The organism is Iodidimonas muriae (assembly GCF_014647255.1).
In the GTDB taxonomy this organism is placed as follows: Bacteria; Pseudomonadota; Alphaproteobacteria; order Sphingomonadales; family Rhodothalassiaceae; genus Iodidimonas; species Iodidimonas muriae.
Window position 1 is genome coordinate 197,084 of record NZ_BMOV01000005.1, and the last position, 22,335, is coordinate 219,418.

Below are 22,335 nucleotides of genomic sequence, written 5' to 3' on the forward strand. Positions count from 1 at the left end.
TCATGCAATATTTTGGAGAGTATTATGAGCCTGTCTCCACGACACGCTTTCCCCTTTATCTTGACCAATCAATCCCAAAAGGAAGTGACCCATAATGAAGCGCTTTCGCGCATTGATCTGCTTTTGCATCTGCATATCGAAAGCGCGACGCAGACGGACCCTCCGGAAAATGCCAGCGAAGGCGCTGCGTGGATTGTTGGGGCCGGCGCTTTAGGGGCCTGGGCTGGACATGACAATGAAATCGCCCAATGGCTGGATGGGGGATGGCGGTTTATTGCTCCTGTGCAGGGAATGCGCGCGTGGCTTGCGGATCGCCAATTTGATGCGATTTATACAGGCACTCTCTGGCGCAGTGGAAATGTGTGGGCCGACAGCTATTCTATTTGGGGGCAGCAGGTTGTGGGGCCGCGGCAAGGGCCAGTTCCGGACCCTGTGGGCGGTGCCATTGTGGATCAAGAAGCGCGCGACAGCTTGAGTGCGCTTCTTGCGACGCTCCGTAATCATGGCCTGATTGCAACTTAGCAACCTGATGGCGATTTAAGTGCGTTTTTCAACATGTTTTCGACAAAATTGTACAGCATCCCATAGGGGAGTATGATTTAACGCGTTGCTCTTGGCTTCATTGGGATAGGCTGAGAGGACATGAAGGGGAACGTCATGAAAAAGAACTTATTGCTTCTCGCATCCACCAGCTTTTTATGTTTAGGCACCGCAGCCGGTGCGCAAGAACAGGATGGAAATTTTTACGGTGCCATTCGCGCGGGCATCAACTGGGCTCATGACGAAGCTCTTGAAGGGAATTTTGCCTCGAAAGACGAGCGCGATCTGGGTTTGGTGCTGGGCGGCGCCATTGGCTATGATTTCAAGCCCATGCGGCTGGAATTGGAATTTATGCAGCGCCGCAATGATCTGGACGGTTTGACCGTGCGATCCGATGGCGGTGCAGGGGCCGCTTTGGGGCTTGGACCATTGTCCGGTCCAACGGCGTTGGTTGATACCAATGTCAATGCCTCGACCATTATGGCCAATTTCATCTATGATGTGCCGGTTGTGAAGGGGTTCCAGCCTTATCTTGGGGCGGGGATCGGCGTGGCGATTGTCGATTTGGATTATCGTTTGGCTGGTGGGCAGGACTTGCTTCGTTCCAATGATGCAGAGCCGGCTTTTCAGGCGCTTGCTGGTTTTAGTTCGCAATTAAGCGACCACTGGACTGCGGAAGTGGGCTATCGCTTTTTGACCACGGCCCAAAGCAGACTGCTTGTGGCTGATGCCATTGATGCGCAGGCAAAATATAAGTCTCATTCCGTTTTGGTGGGGCTGCGTTATGCTTTCGGTGGTCCGAAGAAAGCGCAAGCAGCTCCGGCTCCTGTGGCCGCACCGGCTCCGCCGCCTAATCGTGCGCCGCGTGCTGAAAATGATCGGGCGCGGGTGGAAGCCGGGAATAGTGTGATGATCGATGTGTTGGCCAATGATCGGGACCCGGAAGGGCGTTTGGCCGGTATCGCGACCATAGGGGAAGCCCAATATGGTAAGGTTTCCCGCGATCCGAGTGGTGCTGTGCGCTATACGGCCGATCCCAAATATGTGGGACGTGACCGCTTTACCTATACTGTGCAGGATCAGGATGGTTCGGTGGCAACCGCAACGGTCGATGTGGATGTGTTGTCTCCGGAAATCGGCCCGTTCATCGTGTTCTTCGATTTCGATAGCGCCACATTGGCTCCCGAAGCAGAAAAAATTGTGCGTGATGCCGCCGATGCCTTTAAGAAATATGGTGTCGCCCGTATCGAAGTGGTGGGCCATACCGACCGCTCCGGCGCTGCAAAATACAATCAAGGTCTTTCGCAACGGCGGGCAGCTTCGGTTGAAAAGGCCCTTGCAGGGCTAGGCGTTCCAAGCGATTCGGTTCTGAGTGCCGCGCGCGGCGAGTCTGATCCGCTTGTGCAAACCGATGATGGTGTGCGCGAGCCGCAAAACCGTCGCGTCGAGATCTTGTTTCCCAAACCCGGCAGCTAAGACCGGATCGCGTGGATAAACGAATAAAAGGCGGACCAATATCGGGTCCGCCTTTTTTATAAATGCTGTGTAGCTTTGCCGCGATAGGCAGCAGAGTGTTCGATATTATTGGGTATTCGGAGACGGGGAAGACTTGCTGTCGGCGAGGCAGGTTCCAAGGGTGTTGTCGATTTTCATCGGCAGGCCCACGCGGATATGTGTGTCGTTGGGCGTTTGGCTTATGCGTGCGCCGATCTGGGCGATTTTCGTGCAAAAATCCGGGGTTGTACGAACTGCCGAGGACACGGCATTGGCAAGGCTGGTGACATGCTTATCCAGCATGACTTTATAGTTTTGGCCATAACTACGCTCAAAATACCCGACCAATGCATTGCCATGGCGGGCCAGATCATCGCGATGGCTGCGGATGAATTCATTATAATACGCACGTTGACCAAGATCTTTGCGGCCACGGCATTGCAGGGCTCCCACCATCAGTTGCGTTTGCAAAAGCCGCATATCATGGGCCGCACGTTCTTTGGCGTCCATGCATTGTGCATAGGCCGTTTGGCTGCATAGGCCGCTGATCATGATCGCGGCAAGCGATGCTGTTTTCCATGTGGCCTTCATGAGATCCTCTTCCCAAGGTGATGGATGGCACCTTGAGTGTCGAAGCTAAGGCTTAATGAAGAATTAACCAAACAATTCGTTTCAAATGCTCAGTTGTTCGGCGCGATGGCCGCCAACCAGCGCGTGATGCGCTTCTTGTTCGCACCAAGATCAGAATGTCCGTAAACGGAGCGGCTGTAAATTGCCAATGTCGAGCCGCCCTCATCGGTGGGATAAATGCGCACGGTAATGATGTCGGGGAACCGCATCATCGGTGTGCGTTCCACAAATTCAAATTGCTGGTTTTCCAAATCAAGCCGATGGGTGCGAATATCGGGGGATCGGTCTACATATTCCAGCAACCGGGCACGCAGGTCATTGCTGCTCAAATCAAAGACTGGCGCACTGTCATCGGGAGATGCTTGCGGGCAGCGATCCGCAGGGCAGAGAAGATAGCTGTTGGGCTTGTCTGTTCTGGTCAGAGTCGCAAACTCAATGACGGGCAGTTCTTTTTCGTTGAAAAGCCCTTCTAATTGGCTAGGCGACATGAACAAAAGGGCCATTCCCGCAATGATGACAAGAATAGAAACGGCAATGGCCGCGTAGCGAATGGCATCAATAACAGACATATAGGGGCCTTTCAGGCGCGAAGAAGAAGTTTGGCCATGATGTTTCTTTGCACTTCATTGGTTCCCCCATAAATGGTCGCAGCGCGGGAGTAAAGGAAGTGTCCCATCCCTGCAGCGGCACCCATGGGGCCAATATCTGGCTCATTGCGCCCGCGACCCTCTTTCTGGTCTGGATAGGGAAGGGCATAATAGCCCAAGGCTTCGACATATAATTCTGATAGGGCTTGTTGTAATTCTGTGCCGCGAACCTTGAGAATGGATGGTTCGATGCCACGTTCTTCGCCGCGCAATTGAGCATCCAGAAAACGCAATTCCGTATATTCAAGTCCGGAAATCTGAATATCCAGATCGGCTATTTTCCTTGAAAAATCAGGGTCTTGTGCAAGCGGCCGGCCATTGGCCGTCACGTCATGTGTCAACTTGCGCAGGCGCTTGATCATCCGTTTTTTCGCACCCAGATCGGTGATGGCCTGGCGTTCATTGGCAAGCAGGAATTTGGCGCAGGTCCAGCCTTTTCCTTCTTCGCCTACGCGGTTCTCGACGGGGACGCGCACATCTTCAAAGGTGACTTGATTGACATGATGCTCGCCATCAATGGTGATGACCGGATCGATCTGAATGCCCGGCGTGCGCATATCCACCAGAATGAAGGAGATACCTTTTTGCGGTTTGTCTTCTTTGGATGTGCGGGCCAAACAGAAAATCCAGTCGGCCCAGTGGGCCATGGTGGTCCACAGCTTGGTGCCATTCAGAATATAAGTATCGCCGTCACGGACAGCGGTCATGCGCAGAGAGGCAAGGTCGGACCCGGCTCCCGGTTCGGAATAGCCCTGTGCCCACCAGATATCGCTGCTCAGGATGGATGGCAAATGGCGGGATTTTTGATCCTCGGTGCCGAAGGTGTAAATCACCGGCCCCACCATATTCAGGCCGAAAGGGATAGGCTTTGGGGCGCCGGATAAGCCCAATTCCAGATTGAAGATATATTGTTGCGTGGCATTCCAGCCACATCCGCCCACTTCAGTTGGCCAGTTCGGGGCTATCCAGCCTTTGTCGAACAGGATTTTTTGCCAAGTCACATAGTCGCTTTTCAAAAGCGTCGTCCCATGATCGAGCTTTTCGCGCAATTCCTTTGGAATGGCATGGGCGAAGAAATCTTTCACATCTTCATGAAAGGCCCGATCTTCTTTTGTGAATGACAGGTCCATTATCCCTCTCCGGCCTATGGTGTTCCGGGGCAGAAAGGCACCGGGACCGCCACTTTATAACCGCTTGCGGGTAAAAAGCAGACGGGCCCCGGCACGCAGAAAACGCTGATTAAAGAGCGCCAGCCAATTGCATTGCGGCTCCCATATCGCCATCCACTTTCAGCTTGCCCATCATGAAGGCCATCTGGGCATTTTGGCTGCCATCAAGGATTTCGCGGAAATCGCTTTCTTCAACTTTGATCGTGCAATCGGCATCTGCATCGTCATTATCGACATTGGGCGGAGTTTGGCTGCCATCAATGCGGATCACCCCAAGATCGCCGAGATCGAACTTGATGACGCTGGAAATGCCAGACCCGGATACTTTCGTGCGAACGGTTTCAGTCAGTTCGGCAAGGCTCATGAAAAAGACTCCTTTTTTACATGGTTAACAGATTGTCGACGGTTTCTGGTCGATTCTGTCGCGCACGCTAGCATGGTGTTTCGCCGGGGGACAGCCCCCGGCTATGGGAGCTTTTTCTCAAGGACGGTTTCCATCCTTGTCCTTATCCCCGTCGTCTGTTTTCTTCTTTTTGAGCAGACCGCCAAGGCCGGATTTCAGCGCTTCATCGGCCTTTTCAGAGAGCCCGCCGGGCAGGTCAGAGGTTTTTTCTTTCAGGCGGTCTTTCAAATCGGATTTGACATCATCAAGCCTTTCCCGCGCTTTGTCTTCCAGATTATCCAGTTTCCCGCGAGCATCACTTAATAATTGCTTGCCCATTTCACTGGCTAACGCTTTTTTCACCTGAGGCATCAAGGCATCGAAGACAATCTGTGCCGCTTGTGACGGGGCGATGCCTTCCGTTCCGCCGATATTTTGCAAGTGGATATCGGCCAATTCCAGTTTCTGATCGGAAAAGCCAATCTTGCCGCCGCCAATGGTGATCATTGCATCATTGAGCTGGAAATCCCCAATGCGTATGTCGGCCACATCCTCTTCCTCTGTCGGCGCAGGGCCAATGAAGTCTTCGATGTTTTTTTGGATGCTTTGCAAATTGGTGCTGTTGGGGCCCGGCTCGATCCGTAGCTCCGGCGCATCAATCCGTATGGTTTTGATATCGATCAGATCGGTCAAAACGGATTGGGGCTTGAGCTTGACCATGAAGGAGCCAAGGCGCACGGCATCGGCATCGGGATATCCGTCTGGATTACCAATGCGAACGCCGGTTATTTCAGCCTGTCCCGTAAAGGGAGAAAAAGAAATTTTCTCTACAGCAACGGGCGCGCCTAAAATTGGTGGCGCATGGCGCTCTATACCGGCCCGCAAAGCCTCTTCACCTTCCAGATAGACCCATAAGGCTCCGGCTCCAATCACCAGAACCAGCAGTACCAATAGTGAGATTAAAACTTTACGCATCATGTTCCCCTTTGTCCCGTGTCATCATTCTTAAGTGTAACCGTCTGTTCGGCAATTGACGACAGTTAATAATATCTTAATGAATGGCTTGATCCGCGAATACGAATAGGCGATGGTCTTAAAAGAAGCAGTGATTTTTCTTTGGAATCCGGCCACTTGGGGCGTTTCCAGTGTTAATGGATGCGGAAAATTGAGGGGTTTATGGATGGAAGTGTGAGGAAAAGCAGTAGTAGTTTTGCGCCTCTGGACTTCCCGATGCTTGGCTTGCGGGATGGAAATCCCGGTCTGTTTGACGCTGTTTTTGAAGAATGTGAGGCGGGCCTTCTGATCTTGGATCTTGATCTTGCACGTCTGGATGTGCGGATTTCTGATGTCAATCCTGCTTTATGTTCGTGGCTGGGGCGGTCTCGGCAATCTTTGTGTGGCATGCAATTATTTACTTTGCTGAGTGATCAGACCCGTCAGGGGGATATCGTCCGTTTGCACAGGGCTATGGCGCGTCATAGCCCTGTTTGCGTAGATGTCATGTTGCGTCCATTTGATGACGGGATGTCGCCTATCCCTGTTACCATGACAGTGCGCCCGGTGGGAATGGCAGGGCGCGCGCCGCGGATGGTGGCGGTGTTGCGGCATCAAGAGGGAGAACTGCATCAAGCCTTGATACAGGCGCAACGGGACCGCGATGCCGCTTTGCAGGCGCGGGAGCGGATGCTGGCGCGGATCAGCCATGATTTGCGGACTCCCCTGAATGGGATTTTGGGATTTTCCCAGATTATGGCAGGGATCGGGCGTGAACCGGATGCTCCGACCCTGAATTATGCTGATGATATTGTAACATTGGGCCGAGAGCTGCTCACCCGCATTGAAGATCTTTTGGCCGTGGCCGAGGACAGGGTGTCTACGGTGCCGCGCACGCTGCAAGATGTGGATTTGGGCGCTTTTGTTGAATCGTCTCTCGATGGGTTCCGGGAGCGATTTACGCGGGCCGGCCTTACTTTAAGCCGGCGCATTGAAGCCGCTTTGCCAAAGCTGCGTGCTGTATCTGCGGATATATTGGGGCTTTTGTCGGCCTTGATGGAAAATGCCTTATTATGTGCCCCCCGCCATAGCCGGGTCGTGTTTTCGGTGTTTCTCGATGAAGCGGGTCGTCTGACACTCCATATGTCGGATCTTGGGCCGTCTTTGTCTTTGGATGAAATCAATGCCGCGGCTGCGGCCTTTGATGAAGAGACGGACGTTTATGCCTCACCACACCGGCGGAAAACTGCCGGATTGCCGATGGCAAAGGTTTTGGCGGAGCGAAATGGCGGGATCATGTCCGTTTCCGGGAAAGAAGGCGGAGAAGGATTCTCCTGCTGTATTCACTTTCCCGTCCATCACTTATGTTTCCAAAACTAGGCCAAACCGATATTTATGCGTTTACGGCCCAAGCGCCCCTTTTCAGCCGGCGGTCTGTGGTTTAGGCTCCAGATGAATGCGGGCAAATATTGGGCGGAAATGACTGTTTTCTTTCCTATTTTATATTTCTTATTTCTTTTGGCGCTGTCCATTGTTGTGACGCTGATCGTGCCGGACTATGCCGGCTGGCCACAGTCTGTGGTGGCTTTGGCTTCCTTTTCGATCTTCCTTTTGGCTGTTCTTTTGTTCGTTCTGTCATCGAAACGGGGCATTGATCGACGTTTTCGGGGAATTGAACGGTCCGTGGCACGGATCGCTAGGGAAACAGACAAATTGGGTCTGGATGTATCGGCCTTGCGCCAAATAGAGGGGAATGCCAGCGGCTCCACCGAGGATATGATCCGTGAAATGCGGGTGTTGCAGACATTGCTTGGGCAGATCATTGGACGATCCGGGACGGGATTGCGCAAAGACGATGTGAATGTTGAGGGGCTTTTGCAGGGCGTTGCGGTGACGCAAGCCGCACGTGCCGAGCTGTCCCCCGATATAGAAGCGGATATTCTTTCGGTCGTGCAAGGGGCGCTGTCTGAAAATCGGGTGGATTTGTATTTGCAACCCACTGTTGCTTTGCCGTCGCGTCGGCCACAGCATTATGAATGTTTTTCGCGGGTGCGCGGCTTGCATGATGAAGTGATTTATCCACAGCAATATCTGCCTGTTGCGGAAAGCTCCGGCCTTGTGGGGACGCTGGATAATTTACTGTTGTTCCGCTGTATCCAGCTGGTTCGGAAATTGGGCCCCCGGCGCCCTGATGTGCACTTTTTTTGCAATATTTCCGCAGCCTCTGTTCTTGATGAAGAGTTCTTTCCGCAATTCATTGATTTTATGGCGGCAAATAAGGAATTGGCGGACCGGTTGGTGTTCGAGTTTCCTCAAGCCGATTTGCTGTCCATGGATGAACGGACGCGTAACCGTTTAAGTGCTTTAGGAGAAAGCGGCTACAGCTTCGGGTTGGACCATGTGGATGATTTGCGCTTGGACGCCGCCTTTCTAAAATCGCTTTATGTGCGCTTTGTGAAGGTGGACGCTGATATATTGCTGGGAGAGCAGGTGGACCTTCATCCCGGTGATGTGCGCCGTGCGTTAAAGCGTCAGGGTATTGATTTGATCGCTTCGAAGATCGAGGAAGAAAGTCAGGTTCTCGAATTGCTGGATCTGGATATTTCCCTGGCGCAGGGCTATTTGTTTGGAAAACCGCGTCTTAATCGTGAAGATGGTGGTGGCGAGAGCGGATGATTTGACGCATATCGTTTTCTCGTTACCCTTTTGCGCTTCTTGTATCCTCTTGATTATGGCTTGATCCTATGCCCGTTCCGGTCCTTTCCGGCTTGTCTTCGCTTGTTTCCAGACATCCTTTTATTCTGTGTGATATTTGGGGGGTGGTGCATGATGGCGCTTGTGCTTTTTTGCCCGCCGTTGATGCACTAAGCCGTGCGCGCCGAGGAGGCGTTTCTGTGGCCCTTGTGTCGAATTCACCCCGTCGCGCGTTTCAGGTGCGGGAACAGCTTCAGGCTTTGGGGGTGGGAGAGGACGCCTATGATACGGTGATCACCTCTGGCGAGTTGACCCGCAGCCATCTGGAGCGGGATTTTCAGGGGCAGAAATTCTATCATCTGGGGCCACAGGAAGACCGCGCAACCGTTGAGCAGATGGACCTGTTCGAGGTGGATCATGCGGATGAGGCCGATGTGATCGTTGCCACGGGGCTGGTTGGCCGGGATGTGGACGCGCATATGCCATTGCTTGCCAAAGCGGCGCAGAACCGGCGGCCGCTTTTATGTGCCAATCCTGATCGGGTGGTACGCCATGAAGGGAAGATGTTTATTTGCGCCGGGGCCGTGGCGGACCGCTATGAAGCCATGGGCGGGCCGGTTGTTTGGCTAGGCAAGCCCGCACCGCCCCCTTATGCGGCCAGCCGGCATTTTTTTGCAGAGCATGCCGGACGAGAGGTTTCCGCATCAGAGCAATTGATTATTGGCGATGGTCTTGCCACCGATATTGCCGGTGCAGCCCGTGAGGGAATCGCCAGTATATTGATCGAGCATGGTGTGCATCATGCAGATTTTCTGGCCCAAGGGATCGAACCTTTGATGAAGCAACATCGGGCGGTTCCGGCTTACCGGATGGAATTTCTGCAATGGTAAGTCTTTGAGAGAGGGCAGCATTGGGGATGACGTTTTGTCGCCATCCCTGATCGCGGCGATACGGTTTTCAGTTATCCAAACAAAGCGTCGATATCATCTTGACTGCTGGAGCCGGATGAGGCGGGTGGATCTTCTGCTTTTGGCTTCGCCGCTTTTGCTGCGGGCTTGGCTGCAGGCTTTGGCGCAGGCGCTTTCTTTTGTGGCGCTGCTTTTTTTGTATTTGCTGCAGGCGTGGGACTTTTCGGTTCGGCTTTGGGGCTTTTAGCAGGTTCTGTCTTGGGGCTTCCCCCCATCAAGGCATCGACAGCATCCTGATCGATGCCTTCCCCTTCCAGGGACGGACCACGAAGCAAAGCTCGATCCTCGTCCACTGCTTCTTCTACTTCATCGTCTGCTGCAGCGGAAATTTCATCATCGGTAATGCCCAAAAGGCTACGCAATTCGTGAATACGCCCTTCCACATAGGTGAGCGTTTGCACAACTTTTGAAATGCGCTGGCCGGTGATGTCCTGAAACGAGCAGGCTTCAAATATCTGCATGATATTGTCCTGCACGATTTGCTGGAACGTTTCCACATCCTGCGGGTCCGCCCCCATGATGGCTTCAGCCGATTCCATAATGGTATTGGTCGCCGTTTCTGTTTGCTGGACGATGGCATCCAGCTCCATGCCCGCACGGGGAATACGGTCCGTTTCCAGATCTCTTGGCTGAAGCGCCGCGATTTCCTTGCGCGCATTGCCTATATAGTCGCTCAATGTCCGACATTCGCGGTAGATCTTTGTGTCGATTGAGCGGAAATAGGTGCGCATCGTTCCGATGAGCACTTCCGTTACCGAGGCAACATCGGTCAAAGAAAGAGTCTCGTCCCGCTTCTCCCGAAGGCGATCGACCAAGGCTTCGATCTTTTCCGGGAGTTCTTCGGCACCCATCAGAATTCCCCAAGCACAGCCGACAGCTTTTGTTTGAGCGTCGCAGCGTTGAAGGGCTTCACAATATAGTTGTTTACGCCGGCCTTTTTGGCTGCGATCACATTGTCCGTTTTGGATTCCGCCGTGACCATGATGAATGGCAGCGCTTTAAGCTGCGCATCGGCACGCACTTCTTTTAAAAGTTCGTACCCTGTCATTGGCTCCATATTCCAATCGGAAATGACCAGGCCGTAATTTTTGCTGCGCAGTTTCTCCAGCGCCTGTGAACCATCGGTTGCTTCATCCACATTGTCGAACCCAAGCTGTTTGAGCAAGTTGCGAACGATTCGAAGCATCGTCTTATAATCATCGACGATAAGGATGGGCATCGCCTTATCTACGGCCATAGTTGTCCAAACCCCTGAAAATTGGCTGAATTCAGACGGAGCGATCCTCCGTCGGTTAAGAGAGAAGCACCATAATACCCCGCCTCTAAAAAACTGGTTAATGCCTTTCGACTGACTGTTTAAATTTTATATCGGTACAAAAAGCCGCTTTTATGTGCGCCTTGCCCGGTGTTTCCTCCTCCGGCTATAGTGCCGTCTCTTTGGTCTCGCAGAAATATCTGTAGGGATGCACCTCAAGCCCAGTCTGTCAGGAGCCAATCCACCCGTGGAGATTCTTCGCCACCCATTGTCCTTGCCGCCTTCCCTAAGGGGATCTGTTGCGGCCTTGGGAAATTTCGATGGTTTCCACCGCGGCCATCAGGTGGTGGTGGGAGAGGCGGGCCGGTTGGCGCGGGACATGGGAGTACCTTTGGCTGTTGTCACCACAGAGCCGCATCCGCGCAGCTTCTTCCGTCCCAATGACCCGCCTTTCCGCCTGACCCCCTTTCGGGAGCGGGCATGGCTTTTGGAGCAGTTTGGTGTGGATTTGCTGGTGAGCTTACCATTTGATGCCACGCTGTCGCATTTTCCCCCGCAGCAATTCGTGACGGAAATTTTATGCGAGAAACTGGGCGTTTTGCATTTGCTGGCGGGTTATGATTACCGGTTTGGGGCAAAGCGTGCCGGTGGGTCGGATCTGCTGGCCTGGATGGGCAAAATGGAAGGCTTTGGCCTCAGTGTGGTGGAGCCTGTGACCTTCGGTATCGAAGGCGCGGCGGGGCAGATTTATTCTTCCAGCCTTGTGCGCGATACCTTGCGTGAAGGTCGGGCGCGCCGGGCCGCGTCCTTGCTTGGCCATTGGTGGACTTTGTCCGGACATGTTCAGGAAGGTGACAAGCGCGGGCGAACCATCGGCTTCCCCACGGCCAATCTGGCTTTGGAAGATGTGCTTCATCCCAAATTCGGCGTTTATGCCGTTCGGGTAACGGTGGAAGGCGACGATGCAATTTATGGCGGCGTTGCCAATCTGGGATGCCGCCCCACCTTTGATAAACAGGATGTCACCCTTGAAACCTTTTTGTTCGATTTCGAGGGGGATTTATATGGTCGGCATATTCGGGTCGAATTTGTGGGATTTGTGCGTGCGGAGCAGAAATTTTCTGGCATAGAGGAACTGAAAGCCCAGATCGCACAAGATTGTCAAACCGCCCGAACGCTGTTGTCCGATCCCGAAAATGCGCGTGATCACCTTCCGCCGCCCCGCCTGGATCGTTATCTCGCCGACCATCCCGTTGCTTTGGCAAAACCGCGATAAAGCGGGTATTCCGCGGTGGAAGGGGCGAACAGTCTCTTGCCCGCTTGTTATGGCATTGCTAAAAGATTTCCTATGTTGAGTGGCGCATATATCACCGGTGTGGAGAGGCGAATTATTGGCCCGGCCTTTGTTTGAAGGCCGGGGCCATGTGCAACTTAACAATTCCTGCCTTATTCAATGACGTGAGGACTGTCCATGTCCGGTGACTTACCCACCAAGCGCGATTATCGTGCAACGATCTTCCTTCCCCAAACCGATCTTCCCATGCGTGCCGGATTGCCGCAAAAAGAGCCGGAATGGCTGGCTTATTGGGAAAAAAGCGATCTTTATCAAAGCCTGCGCGATGCGGGCCGTGATCGCCCACGCTTTACCCTGCATGATGGGCCGCCCTATGCCAATGGGGATATCCATATCGGCCATGCGATGAACAAGATCCTGAAGGATGTGATCGTTCGCGCCTATCAGATGACCGGCCATGATGCCCCTTATGTGCCCGGCTGGGATTGCCATGGTCTGCCCATCGAGTGGAAAGTGGAAGAAGCCTACCGTAAAAAGGGCAAAAACAAAGACGAGGTGGACCCGGTTGAATTCCGCAAGGAATGTCGGGCTTTCGCCGCCAAGTGGATTGACCGCCAGCGTGCACAGTTCAAGCGTCTGGGGATCCTTGGTAATTGGGACAATCCCTATACCACCATGGCCTATGAGGCCGAGGCCAAAATCGTTCAGGAATTGCTGAAATTCGCCATGTCGGGCGCGTTGTATCGCGGCTCGAAGCCTGTGATGTGGTCGCCGGTGGAAAAAACCGCGCTGGCCGAGGCCGAGGTGGAATATCACGACCATAGTTCCACCCAGATCGATGTGGCGTTCCCCATTATCAAAACCGACATCGAAGCCCTGTCCACCGCCAAGGTGGTGATCTGGACCACCACGCCGTGGACCATTCCGGCCAACCGCGCCATCTGCTTCGGGCCGGATATCGATTATGTGCTGGTAGATGCCGATGAGCTGTCCGACGGCGCCTTGATCAAACGCGGGACACGCTTTTTGGTGGCTGAAGCCTTGCTCAGTGCCTTTGCGCAACGGGCGTCCATCACTGTTCATGGGGTGGTGGAACGCTATCGCGGCGCCGATCTGGCCAATACGGTTTGTGCCCATCCGTGGCGTGGGCGGGGATATGAGTTCGATGTGCCCTTGCTGCCCGGTGATCATGTTACGGTGGATGCGGGGACCGGCTTTGTGCACACGGCCCCTAGCCATGGTGAAGACGATTTCATCGTCGGCCAGAAATTCGGCATCGAAGTGCCGATGACCGTGGGCGGTGATGGCCGCTATTATGATCATATGCCGCTGGTGGCGGGCGATCATGTGTATAAGGTGGGCGACAAGATCTGCGATCTTCTGGCCGAAAATGATGCCTTGTGGGGCAAAAGCACCTTCGTACACAGCTATCCCCATAGCTGGCGTTCCAAAGCCCCGCTGATTTTCCGCAACACGCCGCAATGGTTCATTTCCATGGAAACGAACGGCCTGCGCGAAAAAGCCTTGGCAGGGATCGAACAGGTGCGCTGGATTCCGGCGCGCGGCAAGAATCGTATCCGCGGCATGGTTTCGGATCGCCCCGATTGGGTGATCAGTCGCCAGCGTGCCTGGGGCGTGCCCATTACGGTCTTTGCCAATCCCGTCACGGGCGAGGTGTTGCAAGATGATGCGGTCAATGCGCGTATCGTGGCTGCGGTGCGGGAAGAAGGGGCCGATGCGTGGTTTGCCGGAGATCCCAAGCGTTTCCTCGGTTCGGACCATAATCCCGATGACTGGGAAGCCATCACCGATATTCTGGATGTGTGGTTTGATTCCGGCTCTACACATTCTTTTGTTTTGGAAGAACGCGAAGAGCTGAATTGGCCGGCATCCTTGTATCTGGAAGGGTCGGATCAGCATCGCGGCTGGTTCCAGTCCAGCCTATTGGAAGCCTGCGGCACACGCGGCCGCCCGCCCTATGAGGCGGTTTTGACCCATGGCTTCACATTGGATGCCGATGGCCGCAAAATGTCCAAATCTGCGGGCACCGGCTTGTCGCCGCAGGATATTGTCGACCAGTATGGGGCCGATATTCTGCGCCTGTGGGTGGTATCGACCGACTATTTCGAAGATGTGCGGATCGGCAAGGAAATCATCAAAGGGCAGGTGGATGCTTATCGCAAGATTCGCAATACCCTGCGCTTCTTGCTGGGCAATTTGGCAGGCTTTGAAGAAAGCGAACGGCTACCCATCGACCAGATGCCAGAGCTGGAACAATGGGTGTTGCACCGCATGGCCGAGCTTGATGCGCTGGTGCGTGACAAGATCAACGGCTTTGATTTCAACCCTTATTTCCAGGCGCTTTACCAGTTTTGCATTGTCGAGCTTTCGGCGCTGTATTTCGATATCCGCAAGGATGCGCTTTATTGCGATGCCAAAGACAGTATCCGCCGCCGCGCCGCGCGCACGGTTCTGGATTTGTTGTTCTATCGCCTGACAAGCTGGCTGGCGCCGATATTGGTATTTACCACGGAAGAGGTCTGGCAGGCGCGATTCGGTGTGGACGCACAAAGCGTGCATCGACAGCAATTCCCGGAAACATCTGACAGCTGGCGCAATCCGGTCTTGGAGGAAAAATGGACGAAGATCCGGGCTATCCGGCGCGTGGTTACCGGCGCGCTAGAGGTGGAGCGCCGCGAAAAGCGTATTGGCTCGTCTTTGCAGGCGGCCCCCAAACTTTATATCGACGATCCTGAGTTGATGGCAGCGCTTGATGGCCTTGATCTGGCAGAGATTTGCATCACGTCTTCCGTTGAGGTGATTGTGGGAAGCGGGCCGGATGAGGCATGGCGGCTTGAAGATGTGCCGCATGTGGCTGTTCTGGTGGAGCAGGCCTCTGGTGAAAAATGCCAGCGTTGCTGGGTGGTCAGCGATGAGGTCGGGGCCGATGCCGCTAATCCCGATATTTGCAAGCGTTGTGCAAAAACGGTGCAGGCACCGGGATGTGGTGCGGCGTGAAGCCTCTTTTCGCCCACTCATTGCGCACCCAAAAAGCCGCACGGCGCATTGGCTGGCTGGTGGTTTTGCTGGTGCTTTTAACAGACCGGCTCAGCAAGCTCTGGATTCTGGATGGCCTGGCAATGCAGGTGGGGGATACACGCCTCCTCCTGCCTTTTTTCAGCCTGACCTTCGTTTGGAATGAAGGGGTAAGCCTTGGGCTGTTCCAGCAAGGCACAATGGGGGGGCGCGTTTTTCTGATCGGCCTCACATCTCTGATCTCGGTGCTGCTGGCCATTTGGTTGCAGCGCACCCGCTTGCGCCTGCCTGCTTTGGCTCTTGGGCTGATTCTGGGCGGGGCCATTGGCAATATATGGGATCGGGTGCTTTATGGAGCGGTGGTGGATTTTGCCCATGTTCATGTGGGGAACTGGTCTTTTTACATCTTCAATGTGGCGGATGCGGCGATCAGCGTGGGTGTTGTGCTGTTGTTGATTGACAGTTTCGTACATCCGCAACGACAATCCGCTTGAGAGGCGAAGCGGCACGCTTGCTGTCAGCCTTAAAATTCCGTACAAAGACCATATGATTTGTTGAAAATAACCGATAGTTGCGAGGAAAATCCTTGACCATTTCTTTCGGATATCGCGGCCTTGTCCGTTTTGCCGTCTCTGCTGTGGCCTTTGTCGGCCTTGGTGGATGCGTTTGGGTTGGTGATCTGATCGGGTCTGGCAAAAGCCCGCCCGATGAATTTGTGGTGGTTGATAAACGCCCTTTGGTGGTGCCGCCTGATTTCCAGTTGCGCCCCCCACGCCCCGGCGTGCCTAGCCCGCAAAATATCCAACCCGCCGCCCAGGTGGTGGATGCGCTTTTCCCCGGCCATACGACTGTTCCACCAAAACCATCCGCTGCGGAAATGGCGCTTCTGGATAATTTCCCCCAGGCCGATGCGGATATCCGTTCCACTGTGGGAGATGATACGGCATTGGTGAACAAAGGGCCGATGTTGTCCGAAATCCTGGCGATGGAGCCGCGCTCGATGGAAAGCGATGGGGCCAGTATTCAACGGCTTACATCCGATCCGCGCTGACCTGCGCATCAGCGCTTTGTTTCCTTCAGAATTTTGAGCGGTCGTCCTTCATCAAGGGCGGCCGTTTTGCTATGCTGATATCGGCAATGGCGATCATGAAAAGCGGGTACTTATGGACGATGGGAAAAGCGGGCGTATCCATCTTTTGGATGAACAGACGGTCAATCAGATCGCCGCAGGTGAAGTGGTGGAACGCCCCGCCAGTGCCGTTAAGGAATTGGTGGAAAATGCGCTGGATGCGGGGGCGCATCATATTGATGTGGTGCTGCGCGAAGGTGGAAAGGCGCTTATTTCTGTAACGGATGATGGCATTGGCATGTCGCCCGAAGAATTGGGGATGGCCGTTGAGCGCCATGCCACCTCGAAACTACGCAGCGCTGAAGACTTGAATGCCATTGGCACCCTCGGGTTTCGTGGGGAAGCCTTGCCGTCTATTGGTTCTGTCAGTCGGCTATCCATCACCAGCCGGGCCAAAGGCGCGGATGAGGCCTGGGCGCTAAAGGTGGATGCCGGGGCGAAAACCGGCCCTCTTCCTGCGGCTTTATCGGCGGGCACGCGGATAGAGGTGCGGGATCTGTTTTATGCGACCCCTGCGCGGTTGAAATTCCTGAAAGCCGATCGCACCGAACAATCCAATGCACTGGATATTATAAAGCGGCTGGCGATGGCCCATCCCCATGTGGCCTTCAGCCTCAGCGATGGGGATCGGGTGTTGTTCCGCGCCGAACGGGCGCTTTCCACAGGAGACGACGCGCAAAAGGCACGTCTGGGTGACATTCTGGGGCGGGCCTTTACCGATAATGCGGTGGCAGTGGATGCGGTGCGCGATGATTTGCGGCTGAAGGGATTTGCCGGTCTTCCCACCTATTCCCGGGGCAATGCCCAGCAGCAATATTTGTTCGTCAATGGCCGTCCGGTAAAAGACCGGTTGCTGGTAGGGGCGGTGCGTGGAGCCTATGCGGATTTCCTTGCCCGTGACCGGCATCCGGTTTTGGTGTTGTTTTTGGAACTGGACCCGCATGCGGTGGATGTGAATGTGCATCCCGCGAAAGCCGAAGTGCGCTTCCGCGATCAGGGGCTGGTGCGTGGTCTGATTGTTTCCGGTTTGCGTCATGCTTTGGGGGCGGCAGGGCATCGGGCCTCCACCAGTGTCAGCCAGGCGGCTTTGGGGGCGGCACGTCCGGCCACTTCCCCCGTAACGCGCCCTGCTTATGGGGAGAAATCTGCCTTGGGTGGCGGCTTTCATGATGCGGCCCGTTCATGGCAGGCACCGACCTCCCCTATGCCGGAACAAAGTCGTTTCGACCCCGAAACGATACCTGTATCTGCCCGGCACGAACCCGTCACACAAGAGCAAGAGCAGGCAGCGCAGAGAGAGGATTATCCCCTTGGCACGGCCCGCGGGCAGCTCCATGAAACCTATATCATGGCGCAAAATGCCGATGGCATCGTGATTGTGGATCAACATGCGGCCCATGAGCGCTTGGTTTATGAGCGCATGAAAGCATCGCTTGAGAAAAGCGGTGTGGCGCGTCAGATGTTGTTGCTTCCCGATGTGGTGGAATTGGACCCGGATGCCGCCAGCCGTGTTCTGGCCCGTGCGGAAGAATTTGCCGAATTGGGGCTGGTGCTGGAGCCATTTGGCGATGGCGCTGTGGTGGTCCGCGAAGTACCCGCCTTGTTGGGCAAGGTGGACAGTGTGCGCTTGGTGCGCGATCTGGCCGATGATCTGGCGGAATTGGATCAGGGCCTGACCCTGAAGGAACGGCTGGAAGAGGTGTGCGCCACCATGGCTTGTCATGGCAGCGTGCGAGCGGGCAGGCGATTAACTCTGGATGAAATGAATGCCTTGCTGCGCGAGATGGAGGCCACCCCCCATTCGGGCCAGTGCAATCATGGGCGCCCCACCTATGTGGAGCTGAAACTCCGGGATGTGGAGCGGCTGTTTGGTCGCCGTTAAAATCGTCGGCAGCACTAGCCCAAGGGGGTGAAACGCAAAAACCAGAGGCGGCTGTCGGCCATCTGGCGCTGGTCGAACAGACCAAATCCTTCCGATAAGGAAAGCGTTTCATCCCGCGCCGTTTCCGCCACCACAAGGGCATTGGGGGCCAGCCAGCCTTTGTCGCGCAAGGATGAAAGCGCCAGGTCCGCCAATCCTTTGTGATAGGGCGGGTCGAGAAATGCGATCTCGACGGGGCCGTGTTCCAAAGCCGGTGCGGGCAGTTTTGTGGCGTCTTTTGCCAGCACTATTGCCTTGTCTTCGGCTTTCATTGTGGCGAGATTGCTTTTCAAAAGGCTCAGGCTTTTCGGGGCTTTTTCAACAAAAGTTACATGGCGGGCCCCCCGCGATAAAGCCTCGATCCCCACAGCCCCTGTGCCAGCGAACAGGTCGACCATATGCGCCCCCACAAGGGACGGCTGCTGGCTATGGCTCAGGATATTGAACAAGGTTTCGCGCAATCGGTCGCTGGTGGGGCGGACCGCCCGATCATCGGGGGCACGCAAGCGGCGTCCACGAAACTGTCCGGCGATCACCCGCATCAGCGTTTCTCTTTGGGGCCGTTTGGGGTGCGCAGGGCGCTTCTTTTGGGGCGGAATTTGGTTTTCGGTTTGGCTTTTGCCCATTTGGAGGGATTGGGAGCCTTTTTTGTCTGGGCTGCAATGGAGGCGCTTTCCAAGGCCCCCAGATGGGCCCCACAGGCGGAATAAAGGGCTTTTGACGAAATTTCCCCCACAGCACCGCGTTGCAATGTTCCCAAAGTGAAGGGGCCATAGGCGGTGCGAATCAGGCGGTTCACATCCAGCCCGATCGAGGCCAGAACCCGGCGTACTTCGCGGTTTTTCCCTTCGCGCAGTGCCACATTCAGCCATGCATTGCTGCCTGAAACCTTTTCAACGGTGGCTTCAATGGGCTCATAAACGATGCCGTCCACCACTGCGCCTTGTGCAAGGGCCTTGAGCTTGGCTTCATCCGCCGTGCCGTGGGCGCGCACTTTATAGCGCCGTATCCAGCCGGTTTTCGGCATTTCCATCCAGCGGGCCAGTGCGCCATCATTGGTCAGCAGCAACAGCCCTTCGGAATTGAGATCCAGCCGTCCCACCGAAATGACGCGCGGCAAATGCGATGGCAAATGATCGAACACCGTTGAGCGCCCTTCCGGGTCGCGATGCGTCGTGACCAATCCACGCGGCTTGTGATAGCGCCACAGCCTTGCACTTTCCGCTTGCTCGACGGGCTTTCCATTAACGGTGATGCCTTCAAGGCTGGTGATCAGGCAGGCCGGGGTTTTCAGCCGTTTCCCATTGATAGAAACGCGTCCAAGCTCGATCAGCCGTTCCACCTCACGCCGTGAGCCGATGCCCGCGCGCGCAAGTGCTTTTGCGATTCGTTCCGGCGCAGGGTCCGCCGCACTGTTTTTGTCTTTGTCTTGTGTCATGGCGGCGACCATAAGCCGCCCAGTGCTGTTGGGCAATCAAGGATCGCACTTGACCGCACGCCTGCAGCTTTTCATCTTCGCATCATGACAGAAAAAACTCTCTCCCCCATGGAAATCGCTTTTTTAGAGGCAGAACAAGCCGCTGCCGGTGGCGAAGTGCCGGTGGGGGCGGTGATTGCCGATTCGTCGGGCGCGGTGATATCAAGGGCGGGAAACCGGGTCTTGACGCTGAAAGACCCCACCGCCCATGCGGAAATGCTGGCGATTCGGGATGCGGCGCGGATTTTGGGATCGGAACGCCTGATCGGCTGCGATCTTTATGTGACATTAGAGCCATGCGCCATGTGCGCTCAGGCCATCAGTTTTGCACGGATTCGCAGGCTTTATTATGGGGCCGAGGATATAAAAGGCGGCGGCGTGCGGTATGGCGCGCGGGTATTTTCCCATGCCACCTGCCATCACAAGCCCGATATTTATGCCGGATTTTCCGAGCAACGCGCATCACGGCTTTTGAAAGACTTCTTCAAATCAAGACGCTAGGCCGTGAAAGCATAGATCATGCCTCTTCACGTTTATGGGTTTCCGGCCTAGGATAGATCTTATGGAGCAAGAGCTTTCCTCTTTCGATCATTTGCGTGACCTGCTCGATCAGGTGCTGATCTGGCTGGGAAGCGATTTATTTGCCTATGCCAGCCTTGCGCAATTCGCGGTGATTGCCCTGTCCCTTGGCTTGTCCTGGTTGCTGGCAGGCGCTTTGCGGAAATTGCTTGGCGGGGTGCATCTTGAAGTGCCGATTTTGGCCCGTATTGCACCGTTTTTCTCTCCGCTGACGGTGCCGGCCTTTGCCTTGCTGTTGATCGCAACGGCGGGTGTGGTGGCCGAAGAATTCACCCTTCCAACCTATTTATTCGATATTGCCACCAGCCTTTTGACTGCATGGCTGGTTATTCGCTTTGCCGTTAATTTCATCCGCTCCCAGGCTTTGCGACGGCTTGTGGCCAGTGTGGCGTGGTTGATTGCGGCTTTGAATATTGTGGGATTGCTGGACCCGATCACCCGCACCCTTGGGGCGGCGCGCTTTTCCGTCGGGGATGTGTCGATTTCCCTATTGTCGATCATCAATGGGTTGCTGGCGTTTTTTCTGCTGATTTGGCTGGCTTTGGCGGCGTCTCGCTTGCTGGAAAACCGGGTGGATGCGTTAAGCGATGTGAACCCGTCGGCCCGGGAATTGGTGAAAAAACTGGCGCGTATTGCGCTGGTCATTCTGGCGGTGATGATTGCGTTCAATGCCACGGGCGTTGATTTGACGGCACTGGCGGTCTTTTCCGGTGCCTTGGGTGTGGGGCTTGGGTTTGGCCTTCAAAAAGTGGTGGCGAATTTTGTATCCGGCGTGATCTTGTTGATGGATCGGTCCATCAAGCCCGGCGATGTGATCGAAACGCAGGGCACCTATGGGTGGATCAATCATTTAGGGGCGCGTTATACCTCGATCATCACCCGCGACGGGACGGAATTTCTGGTCCCCAATGAGGATATGATCACGCAATCAGTGATCAATTGGTCCTTCTCTGACAGGCGTGTACGCCGGAAAATCCCCATTTCTGTGAGCTATGAATGTGATTTGCGCAAGGCCATGTCTTTGATGGAAGAAGCCGCGCACGATATTCATCGGGTTCTGAAATCCCCCCCGCCCGCTGCCCGTTTAATGGGCTTTGGCGATAATGGCGTGGATTTGGAATTGCGCTTGTGGATTGAAGATCCGCAGTCCGGCGTGGTGAATGTGGCCAGCGAAGTGATGCTGGCCATTTGGGACGCTTTCCATAAAGAAGGGATCGATTTTCCCTTCCCGCAACGGGTGGTGCATTTTGCCAATGCCACGCCCCCTAAAGAATCAGTAGCTCCGTCTAATGAAGAACAAGACCCCGGTTCGGATGCGGGAAAAAAATCCTAAAGCCGTTTGGCAAGGTCCAGAAAGTCGATAATCATCGCATTGACCTGACGGGGCATGACCCGGTGGTTGAAATGCCCGGTGCCAATAGTGCGGCCCCAAAAACAATAGGGGGCATGGGCGCGAATATCTTCTTCGCGGTTTTGCGGGCGGTCGGCATTGATGAAGGCCAATGGGCGCTGTACCCGCTCCAATGCCTTGGTGGCATCATAGGCGATAATTCCATCCCACGTTTTAAGGGCGGCTTCATCATCTGTACGCCGCGCAATGTCTTGCACTTCTTGTGACAGATTTTCCGGATCGGTTTTGCGAAAAAATACCTTATTGCTCAAAATCGCCTGCGCCGCTTCGCGCCCCATATCGTGCATCATCTTGCGGGTACGGGTGAGGGATTTCAGAAGCGCCGGGGTTTTTATCATCGGCGCGGGGTCGATCAAAAGAGCGCAGGGATGGCGGCTTTCGTTATCTGCCAACAGTTCCAAAGCCAGTAATCCGCCCAAGCTGTGCCCGATCAGCGCTGCCTTTTCGATCTTCAGGGCGGAGATAAATGCACGCAGGCGATCACGATAAAAATCGACGCTGTAATCGGCGTTGGGGACCGCTTCGCTGTCGCCATGGCCGGGCAGGTCAAGGGCGATACAGCGGTGGGTTTTTGAAAGCTCCATGATCTGGTAGCGAAAGGTGCTGCGGTCCGATGTCCAGCCATGCAGGAACAAAATCGGCTCGGCATCTTTGGGCCCTATGGCCTCATAAGCGATAATGGCCCCTTCGATGGATCGTTTCGACGGCCTTGCCAT

Annotated in this window: 22 protein-coding genes; 12 read left to right on the top strand and 10 right to left on the bottom strand. The window is 54.9% G+C overall.

Translation table 11 applies throughout. The features are described 5' to 3' along the window. The first annotated feature begins 24 nt into the window (after positions 1-24). The gene (locus tag IEX96_RS08835; protein ID WP_150005995.1) at positions 25-522 is read left to right on the top strand and encodes a DUF2793 domain-containing protein; all 498 of its coding nucleotides are present in this window, start codon (positions 25-27) and stop codon (positions 520-522) included. Positions 523-657: 135 nt separating this feature from the next. Beyond that, the gene (locus IEX96_RS08840) at positions 658-2,016 is read left to right on the top strand and encodes an Ig-like domain-containing protein (protein ID WP_188873796.1); all 1,359 of its coding nucleotides are present in this window, start codon (positions 658-660) and stop codon (positions 2,014-2,016) included. Positions 2,017-2,121: 105 nt separating this feature from the next. Here the strand turns inward: IEX96_RS08840 and IEX96_RS08845 are convergent, their stop codons facing one another. From IEX96_RS08845 to IEX96_RS08865, 5 genes are all read right to left on the bottom strand, one after another. Further along, positions 2,122-2,625 (bottom strand): hypothetical protein, encoded by a 504-nt coding sequence (locus tag IEX96_RS08845; RefSeq protein ID WP_150005998.1) that lies wholly within the window; start codon positions 2,623-2,625, stop codon positions 2,122-2,124. 89 nt (positions 2,626-2,714) lie between these two features. Further along, positions 2,715-3,233 carry a DUF1499 domain-containing protein gene (locus tag IEX96_RS08850; RefSeq protein WP_150005999.1) on the bottom strand — a complete coding sequence of 173 codons (519 nt, stop codon included), beginning with the start codon at positions 3,231-3,233 and terminating at the stop codon, positions 2,715-2,717. Positions 3,234-3,244: 11 nt separating this feature from the next. After that, positions 3,245-4,441, bottom strand: a complete 1,197-nt coding sequence (locus IEX96_RS08855; protein ID WP_188873797.1) for an acyl-CoA dehydrogenase family protein — start codon at positions 4,439-4,441, stop codon at positions 3,245-3,247. Positions 4,442-4,550: 109 nt separating this feature from the next. Then, positions 4,551-4,844, bottom strand: coding sequence for an SCP2 sterol-binding domain-containing protein (locus tag IEX96_RS08860; protein ID WP_149999656.1), 294 nt, complete (start codon positions 4,842-4,844; stop codon positions 4,551-4,553). Between the two features lie 117 nt (positions 4,845-4,961). Further along, the gene (locus IEX96_RS08865) at positions 4,962-5,837 is read right to left on the bottom strand and encodes a DUF748 domain-containing protein (RefSeq protein ID WP_150006000.1); all 876 of its coding nucleotides are present in this window, start codon (positions 5,835-5,837) and stop codon (positions 4,962-4,964) included. Positions 5,838-6,050: 213 nt separating this feature from the next. On the opposite strand from IEX96_RS08865, the gene IEX96_RS08870 reads away from it, so the two are divergent. From IEX96_RS08870 to IEX96_RS08880, 3 genes are all read left to right on the top strand, one after another. Next, the gene (locus IEX96_RS08870) at positions 6,051-7,235 is read left to right on the top strand and encodes a sensor histidine kinase (RefSeq protein ID WP_188873798.1); all 1,185 of its coding nucleotides are present in this window, start codon (positions 6,051-6,053) and stop codon (positions 7,233-7,235) included. 99 nt (positions 7,236-7,334) lie between these two features. Then, positions 7,335-8,531, top strand: coding sequence for an EAL domain-containing protein (locus tag IEX96_RS08875; RefSeq protein ID WP_188873799.1), 1,197 nt, complete (start codon positions 7,335-7,337; stop codon positions 8,529-8,531). Positions 8,532-8,599: 68 nt separating this feature from the next. Next, positions 8,600-9,439: a TIGR01459 family HAD-type hydrolase gene (locus tag IEX96_RS08880; RefSeq protein WP_150006005.1), complete on the top strand. Its 840-nt coding sequence runs from the start codon at positions 8,600-8,602 to the stop codon at positions 9,437-9,439. A gap of 71 nt (positions 9,440-9,510) precedes the next feature. Here IEX96_RS08880 and IEX96_RS08885 read toward each other — a convergent pair whose 3' ends face one another. Then, a complete protein-coding gene (locus IEX96_RS08885; protein ID WP_188873800.1) occupies positions 9,511-10,368 on the bottom strand; it encodes a protein phosphatase CheZ in 858 nt (285 codons plus the stop codon). Next, complete coding sequence (locus IEX96_RS08890) at positions 10,368-10,754, bottom strand: response regulator (protein WP_149999664.1); 387 nt, start codon at positions 10,752-10,754, stop codon at positions 10,368-10,370. The genes IEX96_RS08885 and IEX96_RS08890 overlap by 1 nt, the downstream gene beginning before the upstream one ends. Before the next feature lie 265 nt (positions 10,755-11,019). Between IEX96_RS08890 and IEX96_RS08895 the strand changes: the two genes are divergently transcribed. From IEX96_RS08895 to mutL, 5 genes are all read left to right on the top strand, one after another. After that, positions 11,020-12,048, top strand: a complete 1,029-nt coding sequence (locus IEX96_RS08895) for a bifunctional riboflavin kinase/FAD synthetase (protein ID WP_229773629.1) — start codon at positions 11,020-11,022, stop codon at positions 12,046-12,048. A gap of 195 nt (positions 12,049-12,243) precedes the next feature. Further along, positions 12,244-15,084, top strand: a complete 2,841-nt coding sequence (gene ileS, locus IEX96_RS08900; RefSeq protein WP_150006008.1) for an isoleucine--tRNA ligase — start codon at positions 12,244-12,246, stop codon at positions 15,082-15,084. Continuing rightward, entirely contained in the window at positions 15,081-15,596 is a 516-nt protein-coding gene (lspA, locus tag IEX96_RS08905; RefSeq protein ID WP_229773630.1) for a signal peptidase II, read from the top strand. The genes ileS and lspA overlap by 4 nt, the downstream gene beginning before the upstream one ends. Before the next feature lie 92 nt (positions 15,597-15,688). Continuing rightward, positions 15,689-16,153 carry a DUF3035 domain-containing protein gene (locus tag IEX96_RS08910; RefSeq protein ID WP_188873801.1) on the top strand — a complete coding sequence of 155 codons (465 nt, stop codon included), beginning with the start codon at positions 15,689-15,691 and terminating at the stop codon, positions 16,151-16,153. A 112-nt stretch (positions 16,154-16,265) separates the two neighbouring features. Further along, positions 16,266-18,113: a DNA mismatch repair endonuclease MutL gene (gene mutL, locus IEX96_RS08915; protein ID WP_150006011.1), complete on the top strand. Its 1,848-nt coding sequence runs from the start codon at positions 16,266-16,268 to the stop codon at positions 18,111-18,113. A gap of 14 nt (positions 18,114-18,127) precedes the next feature. On the opposite strand, the gene rsmD is transcribed toward mutL, so the two are convergent. Next, positions 18,128-18,694 (bottom strand): 16S rRNA (guanine(966)-N(2))-methyltransferase RsmD, encoded by a 567-nt coding sequence (gene rsmD / locus IEX96_RS08920; protein ID WP_188873802.1) that lies wholly within the window; start codon positions 18,692-18,694, stop codon positions 18,128-18,130. Then, entirely contained in the window at positions 18,694-19,590 is an 897-nt protein-coding gene (locus IEX96_RS08925) for a pseudouridine synthase (RefSeq protein ID WP_150006013.1), read from the bottom strand. The genes rsmD and IEX96_RS08925 overlap by 1 nt, the downstream gene beginning before the upstream one ends. A gap of 84 nt (positions 19,591-19,674) precedes the next feature. On the opposite strand from IEX96_RS08925, the gene IEX96_RS08930 reads away from it, so the two are divergent. Both IEX96_RS08930 and IEX96_RS08935 read left to right on the top strand, forming a co-directional pair. Continuing rightward, positions 19,675-20,130 (top strand): nucleoside deaminase, encoded by a 456-nt coding sequence (locus IEX96_RS08930; RefSeq protein WP_150006014.1) that lies wholly within the window; start codon positions 19,675-19,677, stop codon positions 20,128-20,130. A gap of 61 nt (positions 20,131-20,191) precedes the next feature. Then, positions 20,192-21,541 (top strand): mechanosensitive ion channel family protein, encoded by a 1,350-nt coding sequence (locus tag IEX96_RS08935; protein WP_188873803.1) that lies wholly within the window; start codon positions 20,192-20,194, stop codon positions 21,539-21,541. Here the strand turns inward: IEX96_RS08935 and IEX96_RS08940 are convergent. Continuing rightward, positions 21,538-22,335: an alpha/beta fold hydrolase gene (locus IEX96_RS08940; protein WP_150006016.1), complete on the bottom strand. Its 798-nt coding sequence runs from the start codon at positions 22,333-22,335 to the stop codon at positions 21,538-21,540. The two genes, IEX96_RS08935 and IEX96_RS08940, sit on opposite strands and share 4 nt — an antisense overlap.